Genomic DNA, 23,608 nt, shown 5'->3' with positions numbered 1-23,608 from the left:
AGGAAACGATGATCGTCGGATACGCACCCGGAGCCTGGGACATGTTCCACATCGGACACCTCGCCCTGCTCCAGAATGCGCGTGAACTGTGTGACTACCTCGTCGTGGGCGTGGTACCGGACCATCTGATCGAGATAGCCAAGGGCAAGACCCCGATCGTCGAGACGCAGGATCGGGCCGCCATCGTGGCATCGATCGGCATCGTCGACGAGGTGTTCGTGGAACAGCGCCCGGACAAGCTCATCACCTGGTCACAGCGGCCCTTCGACGTGTTTCTCAAGGGTGACGACTGGAAGGGCACCGCCAAGGGGACGATGCTCGAGCAGAGGTTCGCCGAGGTGGGCGTCCGCGTCGAGTACCTGCCCTACACCCGGCGTACGTCGAGCACGATGCTGCGTGCCCAGCTGCAGGAGCGGGAGGCCGCGCGATGACGACACCCACCTTGTCGCCGCGGACCGTCAGCCCCGAGCTGATCCTCCGCGAGAACGAGTTTCCGCAGGCGGTGGCGATCGTCCCCGCTCACCCGCCGGTCGGGCAGCGCAGTGCCGTCAAGGCGGTCGCAGATCGCCTGGCGGCCATGACCCTGCTGCTGCTGGCGCTGCCGATCCTGGTCGCCATCGGATTGATGGTCTTCCTGACGGACAGGGGGCCGGTCTTCTACGTCCAGGAGCGGGTCGGCCGGCTCGGCCGACGGTTTCCGATGGTGAAGTTCCGGAGCATGCGGGTGGGTGCCCACTCCGAGGTCGTTCGTATGGTCGAGGAGAACGACGGCGCGGGACTGCTGTTCAAGATGCGCCGCGACCCGCGGGTGACGGCTGTCGGCCGGGTCCTGCGTCGCTACTCGCTCGACGAGCTGCCGCAGCTTTTCAACGTGCTCGCGGGGCACATGAGCCTGGTCGGCCCCCGACCGGCCCTGCCGGCCGAGGTCGATGCCTACACCGAACGCGAGCGCGGGAGGCTCGCGGTTCGGCCAGGCATCACCGGTCTGTGGCAGGTCAGCGGTCGCAGCGACCTCGACTGGGAGACGAGCATCAGCCTCGACCTCCACTACGTACGCTGCTGGAGCCTGCTGGGCGACCTCAAGATCCTCGCGCGGACGTTCGGTGCCGTCTTCGGCGGCAGGGGGGCCTACTGATGAGCGGCTCGAGGGCCACGCTCGCGGCGGTCGAGAGCACCACCGCTGACACGTCGATGACCTTCGCTGAGGCATGGGCCACCATCGGCGCGGCGCAGAAGCCGGGCGACGGCGTGCCTGCATATACCCGCTGGGTCAACCGGCGGGCGGCGCGTGTCGTCGCCTCTGCCGCCGTCGCCACCGGGGTCGGGCCGAACGCGGTGTCGTTCATCAGCTTCGGGCTCTCACTGGCGGGACTGGGGGCGCTCCTGGCGTTGCACTCGCAGACCGTGATCGCGGGTGCTCTCGCCGCGGTGCTGCTCGCTCTCGGCTATGTGCTCGACTCGGCTGACGGCCAGGTCGCGCGCCTGACCGGCCGCTCGTCGAAGCAGGGCGAGTGGCTCGACCATCTGCTCGACGCCGCGCGCGTCCCGGCCATCCACGTGACGGTGCTCCTGGTCGCAATGTGGTCCGGATCGACGCTCGGCATGGTCACGGCGGCACTGTTCGTGCCCCTGGCCGCCGCCCAGTTCATGTCCCAGATCCTCGCTGAGCAGCTGCGCAAGGACTTGCGCCGCACGGCGGTGCGCCGCTGGACGCCGACGGAAGCGCCGGCACGGGTCGCCCAGGGGTCGCCACGGCGAGGAACGTTGCAGTCGATCTTCTTGCTGCCCACAGACACGGGAGCCTTGTGCTGGCTGTTCCTGGCCTGGGCCTGGCCGCCTCTGTTCTTCGCGCTCTATGCGCTTCTGTTCGCCACCAACGCCGTCCACGCCGCGGTGTCGATGCGCCGGCGTGCCCTCGAGCTCGCCGGCCCCACCCGTAAGGATGTTCGATGAGCCAGCCGACCGTCACCTGCGTGATCGCCACCCGCGGCGGGCGGGAAGACCTGCTCCGCCGTGCGATCCGCTCTGTCATGGCCCAGGACTATCAAGGGACGATCGAGACGGTCGTCGTCTTCGATCGGGTCGAGGTGGACCCGCTCGACGACGTGATCGTCCTCCCCGGGCGAAGCCTGCGCACGATCACCAACGACCGTACGCCCGGTCTTGCGGGTGGCCGCAACACCGGGATCCTCGCGGCGACCGGTGATCTGGTCGCGTTCTGCGACGACGACGACGAGTGGCGTCCGACCAAGACCCGCCGTCAGCTCCATCTCCTTGCCGACAACCCCGACGCCGTCCTGGTCGCGGCCAGCATCGAGGTCATCACCGGTGGGCAGTCGATCGTGCGTACGGCACCCGCGCGCGCCGAGCACGCCGACTTCCTCACCTCGCGCATCACCGAGTACCACCCCTCGGGATTCATGCTGCGACGCGAGGACCTGCTGGGGCCGGTCGGTCTCGTTGACGAGCTCGTGCCGGGCTCGTTCGGCGAGGACTACGAGCTGCTGCTCCGGGCGACGAACCACGGTCCGGTGGTCGCTTGCGACGGGCCGCTGGTGGTCGTGCACTGGGACCGGCCCTCGTTCTTCACGAGCAAGTGGCAGACCAACGCGGACGGCCTGGCCTACATCGTCGGCAAGTATCCCGAGATTCGTGACGACCGCACCGGCCTGGCACGTATCGCCGGCCAGATCGCCTTCGCCTGCGCCTTGGCCGGAAACCACAAGGTGGCCCGTCGCTGGGCGGCGACGTCCCTGCGCGCCAAGGCCAGCAGTCTGCGGGCGTGGGGTGCGCTGGCCGTGTCGTCGCGGGTGGTCTCCGGACCCTGGCTGGTGCGCACCGTCAACGCCCATGGAAAGGGTCTGTGAGCGATGGCGACCACTGCTCGCCAGCGCGTCGTCCTCGGAGGGACGGCGGCGCTGCTCGTGACCGGGGTCGGCGTCGCCGTCGCCGCCGCGGAGTCGGGCGGGCCGCCGAAGCTCCCGGACCGGGTCACGGAGGCGTCGAAACCCGACGATGACGCGGGCGAAGAGCGCGGCCGGAAGGCCGAGACGTCGATGTCTCACGTCCCGCGACAACCGACGGGTACGGGGCTGAGCGCTGCCGAGCTGGCGGCCGCGGGCAAGAAGGTCCGTGTCGATCCCGAGGTGGTGACCGAGGCGGTGGCGAGCGTCGACACCTCGCTCGACGCTCTCTTCGCACCCCTCCCTCAGGGTGAGGAGCTCGATCTCCCCGAGGTCGTCGGCAAGTACATGGCTGAGGAGATCTCCAACACCCAGCTCGAACGGCAAGACCTCGGGTGGACGATCGAAGGCGCCGCGAAGCTCGATGGCCTCGCGGTGGTCAAGGTCGACGATCCGACGAAACCGGCTGCGCTGACACTCCGTACGTGTGTGGACACCTCTGACGTGGTCGTCCGCAACTCTGCAGGGAGGGACATGACCTCGGGCACTGTCACTCGCTCCCGCTCACTCTTTGACCTGGCTCTTGTCGAGGGCGACTGGAAGGTGCTGTCCCGCACCTTCGCGAAGAACCCCGACTGCTGAGCCTGAACATCTCCGAAGGACCCAAAGTGCCTGCTTCATCTCGACCTCTACGGCGCGCTCAGCGAGCGGCTGTGCCCGTCCTCGCCGTCACACTCGTGGCCGGTCTCGGAATCGGCCTCCAGACGGTCGCCGCTCCTGCGCGGGCGACGACCACGACGACCACGACGACCACGACGACGACGTCAGCGACGTCAGCGACGGAACCCCTAGGCCCCGTCGGATCCGAGTCGAACCCGGCGGCGTCCTGCTGGGAGATCAAGCAGGAGCGTACCGACGCTCCTTCCGGGAACTACTGGCTGTGGACGCCGGACCTGGTGGTCGCGGACCAGTTCTACTGCGACCAGGAGACCGACGGCGGAGGTTGGGTGCTGATCGGTCGTGGCCGCGACGGGTGGAGCCACGCCGCGACAGGCCAAGGTACGAGCGCAGACGTCCGGGACGTCGTCGACGGACCGGAGGCATTCGCCCCGCGTACGCTGCCGGTCGAGACGATCACCGGCCTGCTGGGCGGGAAGCGGGTGGACGAGCAGACCGTCCGGTTGCGGCGCGCGGTCAGCGCGGACGGCAGCAAGCGCCAGGAGGTGCGGTTCCGTTACGCCCAGGCCCGACCGGAGTGGTCGTGGCAGCTGGAGACCGACCTGCCTGTCGCAGACGTGTCGTTCGACGGCACCGTGATCGGGAGCGGCACCGCGGCCTCGTTCGGAAAGACGAGCGCGAGCGTGCTCTACGACGTGCACACCGTCATCAGCTCGACGTCGGGCTGGCGGACGGGGTGGGGGATCCGCGACTGGAACAACGGACTCGGCGGCTCGAAGTCGAGCTCGAACCATCTGTACAAGGACGGCGGGCAGGCGACGCGACCGTTCACGCAGGTGTTCCTGCGACCAGAGCTGAACAGCAAGGACTTCCCGGCGCCGCCGCCGGAAGGCACTCCCGAGGTCACCGGGCCGGAGGTCGCCTCCAGTCTCTCGCGGTGGAACCCTTGGGGTGTCACCGGACTGGCGCCGGAGTCCAACAGCTTCTACGACGTCGAGGTCCAGGCATTCGCCGAGGGCGACGGCGTGATGTACGTCGGTGGCAACTTCACCACGATCCAGCGCAACGCATCGGGTGCTGACGCCGTCAACCAGCCGTATCTGGCGGCGTTCGACGTCAACTCGGGTGAGTGGATCCAGACCTTCCGGCCGCAGCTGAACGGGCAGGTGCAGTCGCTGGCGGTCCTCGACGACAACCGCCTCGCCGTCGGGGGCGAATTCACCCAGGCATCCGGCGTGGATCACCAGGGTCTCGTCGTGCTCGACACCAAGGTGGGCCAGGTCGACCCGTACTTCACGACTTCGCTCGTCAACCGGGTCGGTGGACTGCTGCCGGCGGTCCGCACGATGGACCTGGAGGACGGTTGGCTCTACATCGGCGGCCGGTTCACGCATGCGACCAACGAGAAGCTTCCCGACGAGGTCTACGGGCGCAACCTCCTGCGCCTGAGCGCGGCCGACCTGACCCCGGACCGGGCGATGAAGGTCGAGCTCAACGGCTCGGTGTGGTCGCTCGATGCCAGCGCCGCCGGGGACCGGCTCTATGCCGCCGGCATGTTCAGCCTCAACGGCTCGGCGCCCGCCTACCGCGGCCTCGCAGTCGATCTCGGTGACCAGAGCCAGGTTCCGTGGACGCTCGTGTTCTCGGACCAGCGCGACAGCAACACGCGTCAGCAGGCCGTCGTCGCGGCCGGGAACTCGGTGTGGATCACCGGCGCCGAGCACCTCCTGACCTCCTATGACACCGCCACTATGCAGGTGCGTCAGACCTGGATCCAGCAAGCAGGCGGGGACGGGCAGACCCTGACCGCTGCCGGCGACACCGTGTATGCCGGCTGCCACTGCTCGGAGAACACCTATGAAGGGTCGCGCACCTACGCATCGCGGGTCGAAGGCACCGTCGACCACGGCGCCATCGAGCAGATCGGCGCATTCAGCAACTCCGGAGCGAGCCTCGAGCAGACGTTCTCACCGCGGTTCTCCACGCGCCAGGGTTCGGGTGCGTGGGCGAGCCTGGTGGACTCGAACGGGACGTTGTGGGTGGGGGGTGACCTCACCCACGCGGCGAGGGACACCCTGGCGAAGCGGTGGACCGGAGGATTCGCACGGTTCGGTGCGAGGGACGCTGCCGCGCCGGAGAAGCCCTCCGACCTGAGGGTCTTGGCCGACGGCTCCTCACACATCCTGTCGTGGACCGGTCCGGGTGAGAACGGCGTCACCTACCAGGTGCTCCGGAACGGCCGCCCAGTCGGCACGACCACCGAGACCACCCTCACCGTGCCTGCCACCGACGGCGCGCAATACACCGTCCGGACGATCGAGGCCGCGGGCAACGCCTCGGCAAGCACTGCCGTCGAGTCGGCCGCTGACGCCCCGGCGCTGGTGGTGCCGAACGGGGCACAGTGGGACGTCTCGTACGGCCAGGGCACGCCCCGCGGTTGGCCGGCAGTCGGGTCGCTCGACGCGTACGGCCCGGCGCCGCTCGGCTGGGGGACGACCGACGTCGCCACGGAGATTCCCGCAGCCGCGGACGGGTCGCGCCCGATCACGTCCTACTACGCGCGGGCGTTCGAGGTCCCGGAATCGGCGTCGGGCGACGGGCTCGAGGTCACGGTCCGGGTGGACGACGGCGTCGCCGTCTATCTCAACGGCACCGAGATCGTTCGAGAGAACCTGCCCGGCGGCGCGCTGACCGAGAACACGTACGCATCCTCGGCGGTGAGCTCGTCGTCCGCATCCACCTCCACCGTGAAGGTCGTGGTTCCGCGCGACCTGCTCGAGACCGGCACCAACGTCTTGACCGCTGAAGTTCATTCCAACTACCGCAAGACGCCCAGCCATACGTTCGATCTGAGTGCGGCCCTCGCGACCGACGGTCGTTAGCCGCCCGATGACGAGCTCGAGGAAGGTCCCACACATGCAACAAGACTCGATTCGTAAGATCCCGACACGTCGTGTCCGGCTAGCGGTGGGCGTTGTCGTCGTCGCCGTCTCGGCAGGGCTGTTCACCGCATGTCAGCTGCGGGACGAGACTGACCCGACCGGCGGCGAGAGGAAGAGCCAGGACGGCCTTCCGGGCCCGTCGTCGTCGCCGTCACCTGAGACCACGCCGCAGACCATCGAGGCACCCAGCCCGCTCACCCCGGAGGACGGACCCCGCGCGAGCGAGGGGTCGAAGGCGGGCAAGGGCACTGGCAAGCAGGAGGACGAAGGCTCGACCAAGCGCGGTGCCACCTCCCCGAACGCAGGGTCTGACGCGGAGGCAGAGGACCCTGATGGGTGGCGAACGCTGTGGCGGGACGACTTCACAGATCTCGACAGCAGCCGGTGGAACGTACGCGACTACGGGCAGGCACCCAACCAGGAGGCGCTGTTCATGCGCGACAACGTCAAGGTGGACCAGGGGCTGCTCCACCTCCGGGCCAAGAAGCAGGACGTGGCGGGCTGGAACTACACCTCGGGTTACGTGGACAGCAACGACAAGGCCGCGCTGCCCGACGAGTTCCGGCTCGAGGTGCGGGCCAAGGTGCCGGTGGAGCGCGGGCTCTGGCCGGCTCCGCTGTGGCTGCGCCCCGACGACCGCTCGTCCGGCGAGATCGACTTGATCGAGACCTTCGGGCGCGAGGTCAACGATCCAGCCACCCATCACACGGTGCACACCGCCTACGGTCCTGGCCGTGAGCAGGATGTCGAGGTGAAGAAGTACTCCGAGCTTCCCGGCACGGCCGACGGCTGGCACGTCTACTCGATGGTGAAGACTCCGGGATCGATCCGGATGTGGGTCGACGGTGTCCCGACCGCCACCTTCAAGTCGGGTGAGCCGTCGTGGTTCGACAGGTACTACGAGGTAGGCAAGAGCTGGAACATCCGGATCAACCTCAACGTCGGCGGCGACTGGAACGGGATGCCGGACCACACGACCGACTGGTCTGCGTCGGAGTCCGTCATGCACCTCGACTACATCCACACGTGGGTGCGGGACTGAGGTCACCGCGTGACGTTTCTCCTGACTCGGGAAGGAAGTCGATGAACATGCTCCAGCGCAATCGCGCCGGCTGGGCCGCATCGATCGCGCTGGCGGCCGTGCTCGGCCTGGGAGCCCCGGTCGCCGGCGCTCCGCCGCCGACGGCACCGCTGGGCACGGAGTCGAACCCGGCCGGGTCGTGCTGGGAGATCAAGCAGGTGCGGCCGGACGCGCCGTCGGGCACCTACTGGCTGTGGACGCCGGAGCTGGTCATCGCCGACCAGTTCTACTGCGACCAGGTGACCAGCGGTGGAGGCTGGGTGCTCGTCGGCCGCGGCCGTGAGGGGTGGAGCCCGGCCGCGAGCGGGCGCGGCACGACCGCAGACGTACGGACCGACGTCGCGAGCGTCGACGGGTTCTCGCCTCGCCAGCTGCCGGTCGCGACCGTGGACGCCTTGCTCGGTGATCTGCGGGTCGATGACACCTGGGTGCGGCTGAGACGCGCGACAGACGCGGCTGGGACCAGGTGGCAGGAGGCGCAGTTCCAGTTCGGCGGCGAGGGCCAGCCGGGGTGGACGTGGCAGTTCGAGTCAGCGATGCCGGTCACCAACGCTCTGTTCGACGGCACCCCCACAGCCGGCGGCACGGGCGCTCGATTCGGAAGCGACACCAACCTCGCCTTCGACGTGAACACCACGACGGACGCCAAGTCGGGCTGGTCAGAAGGATGGGGCATCACGGACCCCGTGAACGTCCTGGGCGGTTCGACCTCGGGCAGCAGCTACCTCTACAAGAACGGGACGCAGGTCACCAAGCCGTTCACCCAGGTCTACCTCCGTCCGGCGCGCTTCAGCTCCGACTTCGGAGAGCTTCCAGCGGAAGGTACGCCTGCCGTGACCCGGCCCGCGGTCGCGAAGAGCGAGTCGCGGTGGAACCCGTGGGGAGTGAGCGGCGTCGGTCCCTCGTACGACAGCTACTACGACGTCGAGGTGCAGGCGTTCGCCGAAGGTGACGGCGTGATGTACGTCGGTGGGAACTTCACCAAGGTCCAGCGCGATGGGCGCGGCACGGACTCGGTGGATCAGCCGTACCTGGCGGCCTTCGACGTCGGCTCGGGTGAGTGGGTCTCGGCCTTCCGGCCGGCTCTGAACGATCAGGTGCGGTCGCTGGAGGTGCTGCCTGACGGTCGGCTGGTCGTGGGCGGTGAGTTCACCACCGTGAACGGCGAAGACCACCAGGGACTCGCGGTCATGGACCCCTCGACCGGGGATGTCGACGACTCGGTGACGACCAAGCTCCTCAACCGGGTCGGCACGTTGCTTCCCTCGGTGTGGGCCACCGAGGTGAAGGACGGGCACCTCTACATCGGTGGAAAGTTCACGCACGCCACAAGCGCGCGCTCGACCCACGAGGTCTACAGCCGCAACCTCATGCGTCTGTCCGCGGAGGACCTTTCTCCGGACAGCACCTTCAAGGCGAACCTCAACGGGTCGCTCTTCGACCTGGACGTCTCCGACGAGGGCGATCGGCTCTACGCCGCCGGCCGGTTCACCATGAACGGGTCCGTCGACGCCGTCAGTGCGCTGGCGATGGATCTCACGACCATGAGCCAGATCCCCTGGACGATCTCCAAGTCGCACGACGTCTACTCGCTGCAAGGGGCGGTCCTCGCCGTCGGGGACGACGTGTGGCTCACGGGAGCCGAGCACCTGCTCGCCGTCTACGACGCCGACACGATGCAGGTGCGCCAGACCTGGCTGAGCCACAACGGTGGCGACGGTCAGACGCTGGTCGCCGACGGGGACACCGTGTACGCAGGGTGCCACTGCTCGGAGAACGTCTACGAAGGTGCGTCGCGGATGCTGGAGTGGACTCGAGGGACCTCGAACCACGGCGCGGTCGATCAGATCGGCGCGTACGACAGCTCCGAAGCGACGCTCGAGACTGCATTCGCGCCGCGGTTCACCACCCGGGAGGGTTCGGGGGTGTGGGCGAGCCTGATGGACTCGAACGGGACCATGTGGGTCGGCGGCGACCTGACACATGCTGGCCGGGACTCGATCTCCAAGCGGTGGACCGGCGGATTCGCCCGGTTCGCTCGTGCGGACGCGGCCGTCCCGGCTGCCCCTTCCGGTCTGAAGGTCGTGTCGGACGGGGTGACGGCCTCGCTGTCGTGGACCGGGTCGCCCGAGCCAGGCGTGACCTACCAGGTGCTGAGGAACGATCGCCCAGTGGCGATGACCACCGACACCATGATGGGACTGCCGGCGGAGATCGGTGCGGCCTATGCGGTACGCGCGATCGACGCGGCGGGCAATGCTTCCGCGAGCACCGCCACCGCGACGCCCTGACAACCAGATCCCTCGGTCAGCTCCGCGTTGATGGTGCGGCGTCCGAGCACCGGCCGGACGGCGAGTGTGCGCTGTCCGGCCGGCCCCGTCTGTGGTCCAGCTCCGTCTCGTTCTAGCGGAGGACGGCTTCGAGGTCGAAGGTGGAGCTGGGTGCCTTGGTCCAGTTGGAGTGGACTTCTGCGGTGATGGTGTTGGTGCCTTCGGCCAGGTCGGCGACGGGGATCCGGACGGTCTTGGTGCTGTCCGGTGCCGCATAGCCGGCGACCGAGGTGGTGGCGTAGGTGCGGTCGGTGAGGTCACCTGTGGGCAGGTTCTCTCGCAGGATCTCCTTGCCGTTGAGGTAGACGGCGGCGCCGTCGTCGAGACGTACGGTGAGGACGAGCTCCTTGTGGGGTGCGTCGGCGGGGAGGTCGAACGCTTTCGCGTAGTACGAGGTGAGCGGTCGGGTGCCGTCGGCGGCTGCCGGGAACTTCGTGACGACGTCCTTGGTGCCCCAGCCGAGTGGCGCTGTGCCGGTGGACTCGAGGGTCTCTACGGTCGGCCAACCCTGCGGTATGCCTGCGTCAAAGGAATAGGTCCAGCTCGCGCGCGGCGAGATGACCTGGACCGGCTGGGTCTCGCCGCCCTCCGGGATGCGATCGGGTGGGATCGTGCCCGGCTCTGCGGCAGCGGGGCTGCCGGTTGCGGAGGCGTTGCCTGCTGCGTCGACGGCGCGTACCAGGTATCGGGTGCCTTCGGGGCTCGCCGGCACGGTGACCGTGGTGTCGGTCGTCTGCGCGACCATTTCGCTGCCGCCGATGCGGAACACCTGATAGGTCAGGTCGTCCTCGCCTGCTGGGTTCCAGGAGAGCGCGTCCCAGGTGCCGTCGGTGACGGCGGTCAGGCCGGTCGGGACCGGAGGTGCGGTGGCGTCTCCTGCTTGCTCGAATCGGACGAAGCCGCCGGTCCAGCGGCGTGAGGTCCAGCCGTGGGGCTGCGCGTGGGTGAAGTCGCCGCCTGTCCACAGGGTGCCACGGGAGTCGATGAGGCTCGCCCAGGCGCCGTCGCCACGGCGGGCGGAGAGGACTGGGTCCCAGACCTCGGGCTTACGCTGGATCGTCGCGGCAGCGGCGTCATAGGCGCCGATCGCCGAGATCTGCTCGAAGTTGCTCGAAGTCTGTCCGAGATTGCGCGAACCTTCGTAGGTGTTGCCCCAGCAGTGGCATCCGGCGAAGACGGTGTCGCCGTTGCTGGCGATCGTCTGGCCGTCACCGCCCCAAGCCTGGATCCAGGTCTGCTTCAACGTCAGCGCAGCCGGGTCGTAGGCCGCGATGAGGTGTTCGGCGCCGGTGAGCCAGACCGAGGAGTCGGTCGCGACCACGCCATATTGGCGGGTGTTGAGTGGGGCGGTGCCGTAGCTGGTGTGGATCTTCCAGGGGATCTGGGTGCGGTCGGTGAGGTCGATGGCGAGGGCGCGGAATGCTGGGGCGCCCTTGTTGGTGCTGAAGGTGCCGGCTGCGTAGAGGCGGTTGCCTTTGATGTCGAGGTCGACGGCGCCGCCGTTGAGCTCTGTGGTGAAGTCGCGGTCGGGGGTGAGGTCGTCGAGGCGGAGGCGGATGAGGTTGCGGCTGTAGACCTCGCGGGTTCCTGGTTTGCTGGCGTGGGTGAACTTGCCGGCGAGGTAGAGCCAGCCGTCGTCGATCACCGTGTCCCAGACCGAGACCGTCTCCACGGAGACCCGGTTGACGAGCAGCGTGGTGAAGTCTTCGTGGACGCGGCCTGTGGTCTTGTCCAGGACCACGAAGCCCTCGTGCGGTGCGCCGTCGGCGGTGCTGAACTCGCCACCGACCGCCAATCGGCCGCCGGGCAGCACCTCGACCGACTTGACCTGTCCGTCCAGCGTGGGCCGGAACGTGGGGATCCACTCGCCGCTCACGGCGTCGAACGCCGCGAGGAACTCCTGGGTCTCGGCGTCCGTGCCGGCGCTGTCGCGTTGCACGGTGGTGAAGTTGCCGCCTGCGTACATGGTGTCGGTGGCCTCGTCCTCGCCGAAGGCTTGGACCTCGACGTCGAGGTTGTCCTGGAACAGGGGACTACGACCGGTCACACCCCACGGGTTCTTCATCGACCCGCTGCGAACCACCTTCTTCGCCCTGCTCTCGGCCAAGCCCTCTTCCGGGACAGGCACGGGCGGGCTGTTCATGCTCAGGCCGCTGATGCGGAAGTCGTCGCCCGGCGTGACGCTGTTCGTGATCGCGGTCATCGCGAACCGAACCACGCCAGCTGCCGGGACGTTGTCCGGAAGAGTCACCTGGTACGCGGTGGCGGCCCGTTCCGCAGACCCTGTCGTCGGCGCGATCGCAGCCCCGTTGGCGACGACCACCTTCGACGAGCCGGCCGGGTACGGGGTCTGCCAGGCCGCGTAGTTCACGCCCGCGTAGGACAGGGTCAGCTGCATGGCGTCGCCGGGGTTGGGGATGCCGTGGTTCCAGTACACGGTCACGGACAGCGTGCTTCCCGGCGTCACGCCGGTTACCGTCTGCTGCAGCTGGCTGCCTGCGCCGCTGGGGGTGTCGTCGGCGTTCGCGTAGCCGGCGCCACCGCTGAGCTCCACCCAGTTCTGGGCCCCGCTTCCGGACGGATCACCACCGTTGCCCAACGTCCACGCGCCGAACTCGAGCGGGTCGTAGTCGTCAGCGGGCACCGCAGCCAGCGCCGCCGCCTTGCTCGGTGGCGATGCAGCCTCCACCGGCGACGGGGACGCGATCGTCGAGATCCCGAGCGTCACGGCGAGGATGAGCCCTATTCCGGTGCTTCGGCGACTGAGCACCCGAACCCCACCTCCGCTCGGGGAGGGTCGGGTCATGGAGTTCTTGTGCATTTGGGCTTCTCTTCCTGTGCTGTGTGTTCAACAACCAAGACACCGAGGAGCCGTGGCTATGACGCTGTGGCGAGCACCGGCCGGACAGCGATTGCGCAGTGCGCGCTGCCCGGCCGGCCCGTTCTGATTCCGCTTCTGTCCTGGCTTCCGTTACTGCAGGACGGCTTCGAGGTCGAAGGTCGAGCTGGGTGCCTTGGTCCAGTTGGAGTGGACCTCCGCGGTGATGGTGTTGGTGCCTTCGGCCAGGTCGGTGATGGGGATCCGGACGGTCTTGGTGTTGTCCGGTGCCGCGTTTCCGGAGACCGACTGGGTGGCGTACGTGCGATCGGCGAGCTCCCCGTCGGGGAGGTTCTCGCGTAGGACCTCTTTGCCGTTGAGGTAGACGGCGGTGCCGTCGTCGATGCGGACGGTGACGACGAGCTCCTGATGTGGGGCGTCGGCGGGGAGATCGAAGGACTTGGCGTAGTAGGAGGCCAGGGGGCGGGTGCCGTCGGCGGCGGCGGGGAAGGCGGTGGCGACGTCGTTGGTGCCCCAGCCGAGCGGTGCGGTGCCGGTTGAGGTGAACGGTTCGACGGCTGGCCAGCCGTCGGGTCGTCCGGCGTCGTGGGAGTGGGACCAGGTCGCGCGTGGCGAGATGAGCTGGACCGGCCGGGTCGGGCTGGCCTCGGGGATGAGATCGGCGGAGATCTCGCCGGGCTGGGCGACGACGGCGTTGCTGGTTGCGGAGATGTTGCCGTCGGAGTCGAGGGCGCGTACGACATAGCGGGTGCCATCAGGGCGCGCAGGCACGGCGACGGCGGTGTCGGTGGTCTGGGTGACCAGTTCGCCGCTGCCGATCGCGAACACCTGGTATGTCACGCCCTCACCTCCCGGTTCCCAGGAGAGCGCGTCCCAGGTGCCGTCGGTGACGACGGACAGGCCGGTCGGGACCGCGGGTGCGATGGCATCGAGGTCTTGCTCGAACCGGACGAAGCCACCGGTCCAGCGACGCGAGGTCCAGCCGTGTGGCACCGCGTGGGTGAAGTCGCCACCGACCCACAGAGTGCCGCGGGAGTCGATGTGGCTGGCCCAGGCACCGTCACCGTGACGGGAGGAGAATGCCGGGTCCCAGACCTTGGGTGTGCGCTGGAGGGTGGTGCCGACGGCGTCGTAGGCGCCGATCGCAGAGATCTCCTCGAAGTTCGTCCCCGATGCGCCCCATTTCGCAGCACCCTCGTAGGACTTGCCCCAGCAGTGGCATCCGGCGAAGACGGTGTCACCGTTGCTGGCGATCGTCTGACCGTCGCCACCCGCGTACTGCATCCAGGTCTGCTTCAGCGACAGATCGCTGGAGTCGTAAGCCGCATGGAGGTGCTCCGCCCCCGTGAGCCACACGGAGGTGTCGGTGGCCACCACACCGTACTGGCGGGAGTTCAGGACCGCGTTGCCGTAGCTGACGTTGATCTTCCAGGGAACCTGCGTGTAGTCGCTGAGGTTGATGGCGAGTGCCCGGAAAGCTGAGGCGCCCTTGTTCAGGCTGAAGGTGCCGGCTGCGTAGAGGCGGCCGTTGTGGATGTCGAGGTCGACGGCGCCGCCGTTGAGCTCTGCGGTGAAGGTGCGGTCGGGGGTGAGGTCGTCGAGGCGCAGGCGCATGATGTTGCGGCTGTAGACCTCACGGGTGGAGCTCGGGCCGGTGGCGTGGGTGAACTTGCCGCCGAGGTAGAGCCAGCCGTCGTGGGTGACGATGTCCCACACGGAGACGGTCTCGACGGAGACGCGGTTGACGAGCAGCGTGCTGAAGTCCTGGTGGACGCGCCCGGTGGACTTGTCCAGGACGACGAAGCCTTCGTGGGGTGCGCTGTCGGCGTTGCTGAACTCGCCGCCGACGGCGAGGCGTCCGCCGGGGAGGACTTCGATGGACTTGACCTGCCCGTCGAGCTCGGGGCGGAAGGTGGGGATCCACTCGCCGGTGGTGGCGTCGAAGGCGGCGAGGAACTGCTGGGTGGCGGCGTCGGTGGCGCTGCTGTCGCGTTGGACGGTGGTGAAGTTGCCGCCGACATACATGATGCCTGTGGCCTTGTCCTCGCCGAAGGCCTGGACCTCGACGTCGAGGTTGTCTCGGAACAGGGGGCTACGCCCGGTGACGCCCCAGGGGTTCTTCAACGACCCGTCGCGGACGACGGCCTTGTTGCGCGCCTCGGCCAGACCCTCCTCCGGAACCGCGACGAAGGCGGACGAGGTCACCTTCGGCCGGCTGAACACCTGCGTGAACGGCACGTTGAGCCAGCCGCCGCTGTGGTAGACGTAGCTGTCGCTCGCTGTCGAAGCGCCGGGCAGAGCTGCCGTCTTGTGGTGGGCCCAGGTGCCCCCGTTGTAGGTGTACGCGTTGATCCGGGTGTAGAGGCTGGCGATGCTCTGCTGGGTCCCTACCCAACCTACGGTGTTGCTTCCGGCGGCGGCTGTCGCACCGTCGAAGGTCACCCCTTTGACCGGAGTCTCGGCTCCGTGGGCTGCAGGCCAGGACCAGGTCGGCATACCCGACGAGTAGGCGTAGCGGGTCTCCTGCCAGTTGGTGCCGGTGCCGTCCAGGGCGCGGCGCAGCCGCATCTGCTGGGCGTCGGCCCGCTCGCCGTTGTACAGGCCGTTGATCACCTCGGCCGAGAGGGTGCGAGGGGCGAAGGCGCCGGGGCCGGTGATGGTCTTGCGTACGTCGGCGGTCGTGCCCATGCCGGCGTCGGACCGGTTCCAGGCTTCGCGGCCGCGCCCGATCAGCACCCAGCCGCCGCCGTCGGTCTCCTGGTCGCAGTAGAACTGGTCGGCGACCTCGAGCTTCGGCGTCCACAGCCAGTACGTCCCCGACGGCGCGTCCGGGCGCTGCTCCTTGATCTCCCAGCACGACGCCGCCGGGCGAGAGATTGAGCCGAGCGCTGCGGTCGCGTCCGGAGACGTGGCCTGAGGTGTGTCCGTCGCCGGGGACCCTGTCGCCGGCCGTCCTGCCGCCGCACCCGTGGATGCCAGCACCGTGGTGGTGACCGCCAGGGCGATGGGCAGTGCGACCGCCCTCATCTTGTGCCGGCGTCGGCCGGGTGTGGACGTCGTGATCATCTGTTCCCTCATGTCCTGCGCATCTCTGGGGGCACGGCATCGATGGCCGTGCGGTGGAAGGTTCCCGAGAGGTGGAGGTTTTTCAGGCCGAGCAGTCCGCGTTGCCGGCGAGGCTGCGGGAGGTCACCCGCCACTCGCCCTTGACCAGGTCCATCTCGAACACCGACCGCGACCGGGTGGCGGTCTTCGTCGTCATGTCTCGGCCGGTGGAGTTCTTGATGGTGACGTCGCTGGTGTCGACGCACGCCCTGATCGTCATCGCCTTGGGCTTGCTCGGGTCGTCGACCTCGACCACCTCGAGGTCATCCATCGTGGGGGTCCCGGTGATCGTCCAACCGGCGTCCTGACGCTCGTACTGGACGATCTCGATCTCGTCAGCCAGAGCCTTCCCGACGTTGGGGACCTCGGGCTTCTCCCCCTCTTCGAGCGGAGCGAAGAACGAGTCGAGCGCCGTGTCGATGCTCGTCGTGGCGTCCGCGACGGTCGCGGGTTCGACCGAGGCCTTCTTCGCGGCGGCGGTCAGCGCCCCCGCGCTCAGGCCGGTGCTGTCGCTGAGGTCGGGCGTCGTGTCGGCAGCGTTCGGCGCGTCCTTCTCGCTGTCCGGTGACGCGCTCGGCGCGCTTGGCGAGCTCGCCGTCGGTTCGTCGGGTGTCGGGGTGCTGCCGGTCAGGTTCATGACGGCAACCACGCCACCTCCGGCCAGGAGGAAGGCGAAGGCGCCCATGATGACTGCTCGGTGTCGTCTTGGCTCGTGCAACGGGGGTACTTCTTTCGGATCGAAGTGATCCACACGAGTTCCGCGGATGGTCGCGAGCGGCGCTGCTCGCTCCGGTGCGGTACGTGTGGAGTGACTCGATAGGCCAAGACAGCGATCCGACCGTGCTATGACGGCACAGGAGAAAGTGTGACGCACATCATCTCCCCGTCTGGGGAAGGGAAAGGCGCCTGAACTCCTCGTCTTCGTGGCGTCATGATCCGCGTCGGGGGTGTCTTGAAGGATTAGACGACAGAAGAGTCGCCTGTCATGACAAGGGGGAAACCGTGGACGATCGTGCACGACTCGAGGCGTACTTCGCCGCCGTTGACGTGGCCCAGGAACGGCTGAACTCGACCAATCCGACCGACTCCTGGCTTCGCCGGATCACCAAGCACGCCGTTCCGGTGAGCAAGCGCGGGACTGCCCGGATGGTCGTGACCAACGCGGTGAGTCCCGTTCAGCGTCGCAAAGCCCGAAGCATGTTCCGGGCGGGAGGCTTCCCGGAGCCCGGTCGTCGCATGTTCGGCGACACCGAGCTCGACGCCGCCCCTGACACCGAACGGCGACGGGCCGAGTCGCTCTACATGGAGGCCATCAAGCCCTGGTAACCCGGGGCACGGATACTCCATCGAGGATCTGGGGGAGTGCTTCGGCGAGGAGCCGGTCGGCGCGGGGGTCGTCGGGCCGGATCGTACGCATCGTGAGGCTGTGCAGGAACACGCCCATCATCGTCTGGGCGAGGAGATCGGTCGGCATGGTGGAGGTGCAGTCGAGGCGGTCCAGGGCGAGCTCGACCACCTCGACCAGCTGCTCGCTCAGGGCGGTGAAGGTGGCCGAGCTGATCTCCCGCGCGTCGGGGTCGCGGAGGCTCTGCAGGACCACCTCGCTCTGCAGGACGAACCAGCGGTCCTGCGTGGGGCGGACCGCGTCGAAGGCTGCCGAGATCAGCGACTCGCTCGACTCGGCGTCGGCGTGTTCGGCGACGGCGGAGCGTACGGCCTCGATGAGTCTCTCGGACTCCTCCTTGAACGCCTCGAGGAGCACCTCCTCGACGCTGGCGAAGTTGGAGTAGAAGGCTCCGCGCGTGTAGCCGGCGGCGCTGACCAGGTCGTCGACGGTGACCCGGCGCGCCCCGCGCTCGACGAAGACGTCGACGGCCGCGTTCAGCAGTCGCGCGCGGGTGTTCGTACGTCGCCTGGGGGCCTTCACCTCGGTCATGTAGCAATCCTCACATACGCCGACGATACAGTTTTGTACTGAATGCGTTAATGTATCGAATGTGTCCTCCTACCTCTACCGACTCGGCCGACAGGTCGCGCGCCACGCCAAGACCGTGCTGGCGCTCTGGCTCCTGCTCGCGGTGCTGCTGGGTGCGCTGACCGTCTCGCTCGGCGGCAAGCTGCAGAACGACTTCACGATCCCGGGCACCGAGTCCCAGCAGGGGCTGGACGCGCTCACCCAGCGCTTCCCCGAGGTCTCCGGGACCTCGGCTCAGCTGGTTTTCGTGGCTCCCGAAGGGGATCGGATCGAGGACCACAGGGGCGAGGTCGCGGACGTGCTCGCCGAGGTCGAGAAGGTGGACCACGTCGCGACGGTCACCGACCCGCTTGCCTCGGAGAGCAGGACCGTCAGCGACAACGGCCGGGACGCGCTGGCGACGGTGCAGCTCGACGTCGGTCTCGACGAGCTCCCCGAGGGTGTGACCTCGGATCTGGAAGATGCTGTGGAGCTGCCGTCGGGGTCTTCGCTGGAGCTCCACGTCGGCGGGGATGCGTACTCCGTCACGGGGGTGCACGTCAGTGCGACCGAGGGGATCGGGATCCTGATCGCCCTGCTCGTCCTGGCGATCACGTTCGGGTCGCTGCTGGCCGCCGGCCTGCCGATCCTGACCGCACTGCTCGGGGTGGCGATCGCGATGGCGGGGATCTTCTCGGTCGCCGCCGTCACCACGATCTCGGCGACCACCCCGACGCTGGCGCTGATGATCGGGCTCGCGGTCGGCATCGACTACGCGCTGTTCGTGATCGCGCGGCATCGCAGCCAGCTCGCCGCCGGTCTCGGGGTGGAGGAGTCGATCGCCCGGGCGGTGGCGACAGCCGGCAGCGCGGTCATCTTCGCGGGTGTCACGGTCATCATCGCGCTGTGCGGCCTCGTGGTCGCGGGCATCCCGTTCCTGGCGGTGATGGGGTACGCGGCCGCCTCGGCCGTCCTGGTCGCGGTGCTCGTCGCGCTCACCGCCGTGCCCGCTCTCCTCGCTCTCGCGGGTGAGCGGCTTCGGCCGAAGCCCGGGTCTCGGGCCCATCGGCGTGAGGCTGTCGCGGAGGGGCGGCCTCACGCCAACACTCTCGGGGCACGCTGGGTGCGACTGGTGACCAAGGTGCCGGTTCTCACCGTCGTTGTCTCGCTGCTGGTGATCGCCGTCCTGGCGATCCCGGCGCGCGACCTCGCGCTGGGGCTCAACGACAACGGCAGCGCCGAGCCCGGGAGCGCTCCGCGGGAGACGTACGACCTGATCAGCCGCGACTTCGGGCCGGGCTACAACGCGCCGCTGTTCGTGACCGCGGACATCATCGCCAACACAGACCCGATCGGGGTGATGGACTCCCTGGGCGAAACGCTCGGGACCTACGACGGGGTGCAGAAGGTCGCCCTGGCGACGCCGAACCGGACCGCAGACCTCGGGCTCGTGGTGATCTATCCGACCACCGAGAAGAGCTCTCCGGAGACCGCTGCCCTGGTCAAGGAGATCCGCGCGGACTCCGCCGACCTGGAGAAGCGGTTCGGGGTCGAGGACGTCATGGTCACCGGGCAGACCGCGGTCGCCATCGATGTCAGCGCTCGGCTGTCCGGGGCGATCCTCCCGTTCGGAGCCGTCGTGGTCGGGCTGTCGTTGATCCTGCTGGCGATCGTGTTCCGCTCGATCGCGGTGCCGTTGAAGGCCACCTTGGGCTATGTGCTGTCCGTGGCGGCCTCGTTCGGTGTCGTCGCCGCGGTCTTCGAGTGGGGCTGGGGCGCCGACCTGTTCAACGTCGCCAAGGTCGGCCCGGTGATCGCGTTCTTCCCGATCATCCTGATGGGCGTGCTCTTCGGGCTCGCGATGGACTACGAGGTGTTCCTGGTCTCCCGGATGCGCGAGGACTTCGTCCACACCGGCGACGCGCGGCGTTCCGTGGACACCGGGTTCGCCGCCAGCGCCCGCGTCGTCACCGCCGCGGCGATCATCATGGTCGCCGTCTTCGCGGCCTTCGTGCCCAACGGCGACCCGATCGTGAAGCCGATGGCGCTGGGTCTCACCGTGGGCGTGCTCGTGGACGCGTTCCTGGTGCGGATGACGCTGGTTCCGGCGGTGCTCGCCCTGCTCGGGCGCCGGGCCTGGTGGCTGCCGCGCTGGCTCGATCGACGGATGCCGGTCCTCGACATCGAGGGCGAGGCGCTCGTCCACCACCTGGAGCATGCCGACTACGTGGCCTCGCACGGCTCGGTTGCCGTGCGGGCTCGTCACGTCGCGGTGTCCGATGCGCTTGCTCCGCTCGACCTGACGCTGCGGCCGGCGGGGATCGGCGTCGTCCACGGATCCGACCCCATCGCCCGGTCTGCCGCACTCGCTGCCCTCACCGGCCGGCTCGGGTTCTCCGGGCAGCTGGTGGTGCTCGACCGGCTTCTGCCCGAGGAGTCCGGAGCGGTACGCGCCCGGGCGGCCCTCATCGGCAGCGTCGACGAAGCGCTTGGGCTCGCCGAGACCCGGCGGGTGCCGGCGCTGGTCGCGATCGACAACCCCACCGTGCTCGACAGCGGCCAGATCGCGGCCCTGTCAGCGCTGACCTCGCGAGGCGCCACCGTGCTTCTCGGGATGCCGTCCCTGCCGGCCGTGCCGCAGGTCGCGGACGCGATCGTCCATGCCGTACCGGCCGCAGACACCCGACCCCAGACCGCGCTCGCTGACCCCGTCGAGCCGGTCGCCGACCTGGAGACAGTCCGATGAAACGTACGAGATCATGGTGGGGCGGCCGCCGTCTGGTCGCCGCCGCGGTCCTGCTGCCGGTCCTCGTGACGGCGCTCGCCCTCGTCGCGCTCGGCGACCGTGCCGAGAACCTCGACCAGGTGCCCGCCGCGGTGGTCAACCTCGACGAGCCGGTGACGACGGGGAGCGGGAAGGACAAGCAGACGATCTACGCCGGGAGGGCGCTGGCCGCGGACCTGGTCTCGTCCTCGGGGTCGTCCGCGAGCCCCACGCTCGGCTGGGAGCTCACCGATGCTGCGGATGCACGGGAGGGTCTTACCGGTGGGGAGTACGCCGCGGTGATCACGATCCCCAAGGACCTGTCCAAGACGCTGTCGGGGGTGCAGGGCAGCGACCCGAGCGCCGGCCGGGTCAGCGTGGAGGCGTCCGACGCCTCCAGCGAGGTGACCGCCGAGATCGCCCGGCAGGTGGCGCGGCAGTCGGCCTCGACCCTGGGACGTACGGTCACGACGACCTATCTCGACGGCGTCCGGGACCAGACCGGGAGGCTCAAGACCAGCCTGGACTCGGCCGCCGACGGTGCCGACCAGCTCGCCGAGGGCACCGCTGCCGCCGACTCGGGCGCCGGGAAGGTCGCCGATGGTGCTCGGTCGCTCAGCTCCGGTGCGTCCGGGGCTGCTGACGGCGCCTCGCAGGTCGCGGGTGGGCTCGATTCGCTCGCCGGCGGGACCGCGCGGCTGGTGTCGGGGGCGGGATCGCTGGCAGGGGGAGCGGGCAAGGCGTCCAAGGGCGCATCCTCGCTGACTGTCGGAGCCGACGAGCTCAGTGGCGGGCTGAGCCGGCTCGAGAGGTCGACCGCGGGGCTCCCGGCGCAGGCCTCGTCGCTCGCGACCGGTGCATCCCAGGTTTCGGAGGGAGTGGCCGGCTACACCCAGCTCGCCAAGGGCTGGGCGCAGGCGTGCGCGAGCGACCGGCTGCTCGCGGCCTCCAAGCCGCAGCTGTGCGGTGCCACCGCCTCGGCGGTCGGCTCCGGCGGCGGGCAGGCGGACCAGCTCGCGGCCGGGGCGGAGCAGGTCGCTTCGGGAGCTTCGGCTCTGTCGCAGGCGGCTCCTGAGCTGAGCGGAGGGATCTCGTCGGCGGCGGACGGTGCCGGGAAGGTCGCCTCCGGGGCCTCGCAGGTCGCCGACGCCAATGGTCGCCTCGCTGCCGGCGCTCGTGAGCTCGAGGCCGGTCTCCGCAAGACCAACGGCGGCGCCACTGCGCTGGCCTCCGGGGCCGATCAGCTCGCCTCCGGGACCAAGCAGCTCGAAAGCGGGTCGGCGTCTCTCGCCTCTGGGGCCGACTCGCTGGCCTCAGGCACGTCCTCGCTGACCGAGGGCGCCGACTCGCTGGCCTCGGGTCTCGACGACGGTGCCTCGCAGATCGCGGTCCCTGGCGAGAAGCAGGCCGAGGTCGTCGCCGACCCGGTGCAGGTCTCGGTCGCCTCCGGCCCCTCGACCGCAGGGGCGACCCGGCTGGCGCCGACGGTGATCGCGCTGGCGCTGTGGCTCGGTGCGCTGGCGATCTACCTGCTCCGTCCGGCCTTCCCGGCCGGGCGGCTGCGGGAGGCGCTCACAGCGCGGCGGCTCACCTTCATCGGCCTGTGGCCGGCGACCCTCGTCGGGTTGGTGCAGGCTGTGCTTCTCACGGTCGCAGCTGCGCTTCTCGGCGCCGATCTCGCGCGACCGTTCGCCACGGTCGGGATCGCGGTGCTCGCCGCGTCGGCCTTCGTCGCGGTCCATCAAGCCGTCGTCGCGCTCGCCGGCCAGCGCCGCGGCTGGCTGATCTCGCTCGCCTTCCTCGCCCTGCAGCTGGTCTCCCTCGGCGGGCTGCTGCCGGTCGCGGCATCTGCGCCGCTCGGTGGGTTCGGTGCGTTCGCGGGGATCTTGCCGGTCCCGCTCGCCGCCGAGGCGATTCGAGGAGTCGCGGTTGCGCAGAGCGGCGCCGCCGTCGGTACGTCGGTCGGGGGCCTGGTCCTCTGGCTCCTGCTGGCGCTGTCTGTCAGCGTCTTCGCGGCCGGGCGGGCGCAGCGTACGTCTGTGGCGGAGATCCGTGGGGCGGCGGCTGCTGGCTGAGGCTGGCCGGCCGGGCCGGCTGTAACACGTCGTTCGTAGTACTACTCGCCCTATCAGATAGGGCGAGTAGTACTACGAACGACGTGTTACACCTCGGCGCGACCGCTCCCAGCGCAGCGGCGGCGGCTACAGCGAGGTGTCGTGCAGGACCACGTGCTCGTCGAGCGGAGCGCGGGTCATGTCGACGCGGTTCACCGAGGCGTCGGGGTCGGCGGTGCCGAAGGAGATGCCGTAGAGCAGCTTGCGGTCTGCCGGCAGGCCGAGGTGGGCGCGGACGGTGTCGGCGAACAGGCCGTGCATGCCCTGCGGGACGCCGTGGTAGCCGCGGGCGGTGAGGGAGAGCAGGAAGTTCTGGGCGTACATCCCGACGTCGTTGGCGGCGCGTACGACATCGCCGAGCTCCGGCACGAAGAGCAGAGCCACGTGGGGCGCACCGTAGAAGCGGAGGTTCTCGGCGACGGCCTTGGCGCGTCCGTGCTGGTCGTCCCGGGCGATGCCCATGGCGCCGTAGAGGGTGGCGCCGGCCTGCTGGGACCGCTGGACGTGGACGCTGTCGTCGTCACCGTACGTCGTGCTGAAGTCAGGACTCATCTGGCCGGCCTCGAACGCCTTCAGCATCGCCTCGCTGAGGCGGTCGCGGGCGTCACCGGAGAAGATGTGGACCTCCCAGGGCTGGGTGTTGCTGTGCGACGGGGCGCGCTGGGCGTCCTCGAGCACACCGCGGATGTCGTCGGCGGGCACCGGGTCGGGCAGGAAGGCTCGCGCGGAGCGGCGCGAGCGAATCACGTCCGTGAAGGTGTCGACGGCAGTCGTGGTCACAAGGAGTTCCTCTCAGGTCTGCCGAGGCCGGTGGCCTCGATCCACTCCTGACGAAAGACGGAGGGACTCTCCGGTATTCCCGAGATCGGTGCCGAGGTGGCCCAACACACAGTCCAGG

At 69.1% G+C, this 23,608-nt stretch carries 16 protein-coding genes; 11 read left to right on the top strand and 5 right to left on the bottom strand.

Annotated elements, in window-relative coordinates; genetic code table 11:
• The first annotated feature begins 8 nt into the window (after positions 1-8).
• The 8 genes from IEY84_RS22930 to IEY84_RS22895 all read left to right on the top strand — a co-directional run bounded on the left by IEY84_RS22930 (position 9) and on the right by IEY84_RS22895 (position 9,895).
• Positions 9-431, top strand: coding sequence for an FAD synthase family protein (locus IEY84_RS22930; protein WP_183549689.1), 423 nt, complete (start codon positions 9-11; stop codon positions 429-431).
• Positions 428-1,135: a sugar transferase gene (locus tag IEY84_RS22925; protein WP_183549692.1), complete on the top strand. Its 708-nt coding sequence runs from the start codon at positions 428-430 to the stop codon at positions 1,133-1,135. The genes IEY84_RS22930 and IEY84_RS22925 overlap by 4 nt, the downstream gene beginning before the upstream one ends.
• Positions 1,135-1,953 carry a CDP-alcohol phosphatidyltransferase family protein gene (locus tag IEY84_RS22920; protein ID WP_183549695.1) on the top strand — a complete coding sequence of 273 codons (819 nt, stop codon included), beginning with the start codon at positions 1,135-1,137 and terminating at the stop codon, positions 1,951-1,953. The genes IEY84_RS22925 and IEY84_RS22920 overlap by 1 nt, the downstream gene beginning before the upstream one ends.
• Positions 1,950-2,867: a glycosyltransferase family 2 protein gene (locus IEY84_RS22915; protein ID WP_183549698.1), complete on the top strand. Its 918-nt coding sequence runs from the start codon at positions 1,950-1,952 to the stop codon at positions 2,865-2,867. The genes IEY84_RS22920 and IEY84_RS22915 overlap by 4 nt, the downstream gene beginning before the upstream one ends.
• A 3-nt stretch (positions 2,868-2,870) precedes the next feature.
• Positions 2,871-3,545, top strand: a complete 675-nt coding sequence (locus IEY84_RS22910; RefSeq protein WP_183549700.1) for a hypothetical protein — start codon at positions 2,871-2,873, stop codon at positions 3,543-3,545.
• Positions 3,546-3,616: 71 nt separating this feature from the next.
• Positions 3,617-6,463: a fibrinogen-like YCDxxxxGGGW domain-containing protein gene (locus IEY84_RS22905; protein WP_183549704.1), complete on the top strand. Its 2,847-nt coding sequence runs from the start codon at positions 3,617-3,619 to the stop codon at positions 6,461-6,463.
• A gap of 34 nt (positions 6,464-6,497) precedes the next feature.
• The gene (locus IEY84_RS22900) at positions 6,498-7,565 is read left to right on the top strand and encodes a glycoside hydrolase family 16 protein (RefSeq protein ID WP_183549707.1); all 1,068 of its coding nucleotides are present in this window, start codon (positions 6,498-6,500) and stop codon (positions 7,563-7,565) included.
• A gap of 41 nt (positions 7,566-7,606) precedes the next feature.
• Complete coding sequence (locus IEY84_RS22895) at positions 7,607-9,895, top strand: fibrinogen-like YCDxxxxGGGW domain-containing protein (RefSeq protein WP_183549710.1); 2,289 nt, start codon at positions 7,607-7,609, stop codon at positions 9,893-9,895.
• Positions 9,896-10,007: 112 nt separating this feature from the next.
• Here the strand turns inward: IEY84_RS22895 and IEY84_RS22890 are convergent, their stop codons facing one another.
• From IEY84_RS22890 to IEY84_RS22880, 3 genes are all read right to left on the bottom strand, one after another.
• Entirely contained in the window at positions 10,008-12,755 is a 2,748-nt protein-coding gene (locus tag IEY84_RS22890) for a fibronectin type III domain-containing protein (RefSeq protein WP_183549713.1), read from the bottom strand.
• Positions 12,756-12,905: 150 nt separating this feature from the next.
• Positions 12,906-15,839: a fibrinogen-like YCDxxxxGGGW domain-containing protein gene (locus IEY84_RS22885; RefSeq protein WP_183549716.1), complete on the bottom strand. Its 2,934-nt coding sequence runs from the start codon at positions 15,837-15,839 to the stop codon at positions 12,906-12,908.
• An 82-nt stretch (positions 15,840-15,921) separates the two neighbouring features.
• On the bottom strand, positions 15,922-16,563 hold the full coding sequence (locus IEY84_RS22880) for a hypothetical protein (RefSeq protein ID WP_183549718.1): 642 nt from the start codon (positions 16,561-16,563) through the stop codon (positions 15,922-15,924).
• Between the two features lie 317 nt (positions 16,564-16,880).
• Between IEY84_RS22880 and IEY84_RS22875 the strand changes: the two genes are divergently transcribed.
• A complete protein-coding gene (locus tag IEY84_RS22875; protein ID WP_183549721.1) occupies positions 16,881-17,204 on the top strand; it encodes a hypothetical protein in 324 nt (107 codons plus the stop codon).
• Here the strand turns inward: IEY84_RS22875 and IEY84_RS22870 are convergent.
• Positions 17,191-17,814, bottom strand: coding sequence for a TetR/AcrR family transcriptional regulator (locus tag IEY84_RS22870; RefSeq protein WP_183549724.1), 624 nt, complete (start codon positions 17,812-17,814; stop codon positions 17,191-17,193). The two genes, IEY84_RS22875 and IEY84_RS22870, sit on opposite strands and share 14 nt — an antisense overlap.
• A 61-nt stretch (positions 17,815-17,875) precedes the next feature.
• Between IEY84_RS22870 and IEY84_RS22865 the strand changes: the two genes are divergently transcribed.
• Together IEY84_RS22865 and IEY84_RS22860 are read left to right on the top strand one after the other, a co-directional pair.
• Positions 17,876-20,578, top strand: coding sequence for an MMPL family transporter (locus IEY84_RS22865; RefSeq protein WP_183549727.1), 2,703 nt, complete (start codon positions 17,876-17,878; stop codon positions 20,576-20,578).
• Positions 20,575-22,671: a YhgE/Pip domain-containing protein gene (locus tag IEY84_RS22860; protein WP_183549731.1), complete on the top strand. Its 2,097-nt coding sequence runs from the start codon at positions 20,575-20,577 to the stop codon at positions 22,669-22,671. The genes IEY84_RS22865 and IEY84_RS22860 overlap by 4 nt, the downstream gene beginning before the upstream one ends.
• A 126-nt stretch (positions 22,672-22,797) precedes the next feature.
• On the opposite strand, the gene IEY84_RS22855 is transcribed toward IEY84_RS22860, so the two are convergent.
• Positions 22,798-23,490 (bottom strand): nitroreductase, encoded by a 693-nt coding sequence (locus tag IEY84_RS22855; RefSeq protein WP_183549734.1) that lies wholly within the window; start codon positions 23,488-23,490, stop codon positions 22,798-22,800.
• Between the last annotated feature and the right edge of the window lie 118 nt (positions 23,491-23,608).

The sequence above is a fragment of the Nocardioides albus genome, assembly GCF_014648255.1.
In the GTDB taxonomy this organism is placed as follows: Bacteria; Actinomycetota; Actinomycetes; order Propionibacteriales; family Nocardioidaceae; genus Nocardioides; species Nocardioides albus.
Note: the sequence above shows the minus strand (reverse complement) of the source record. Positions and strands in the feature narration are given on the sequence as shown.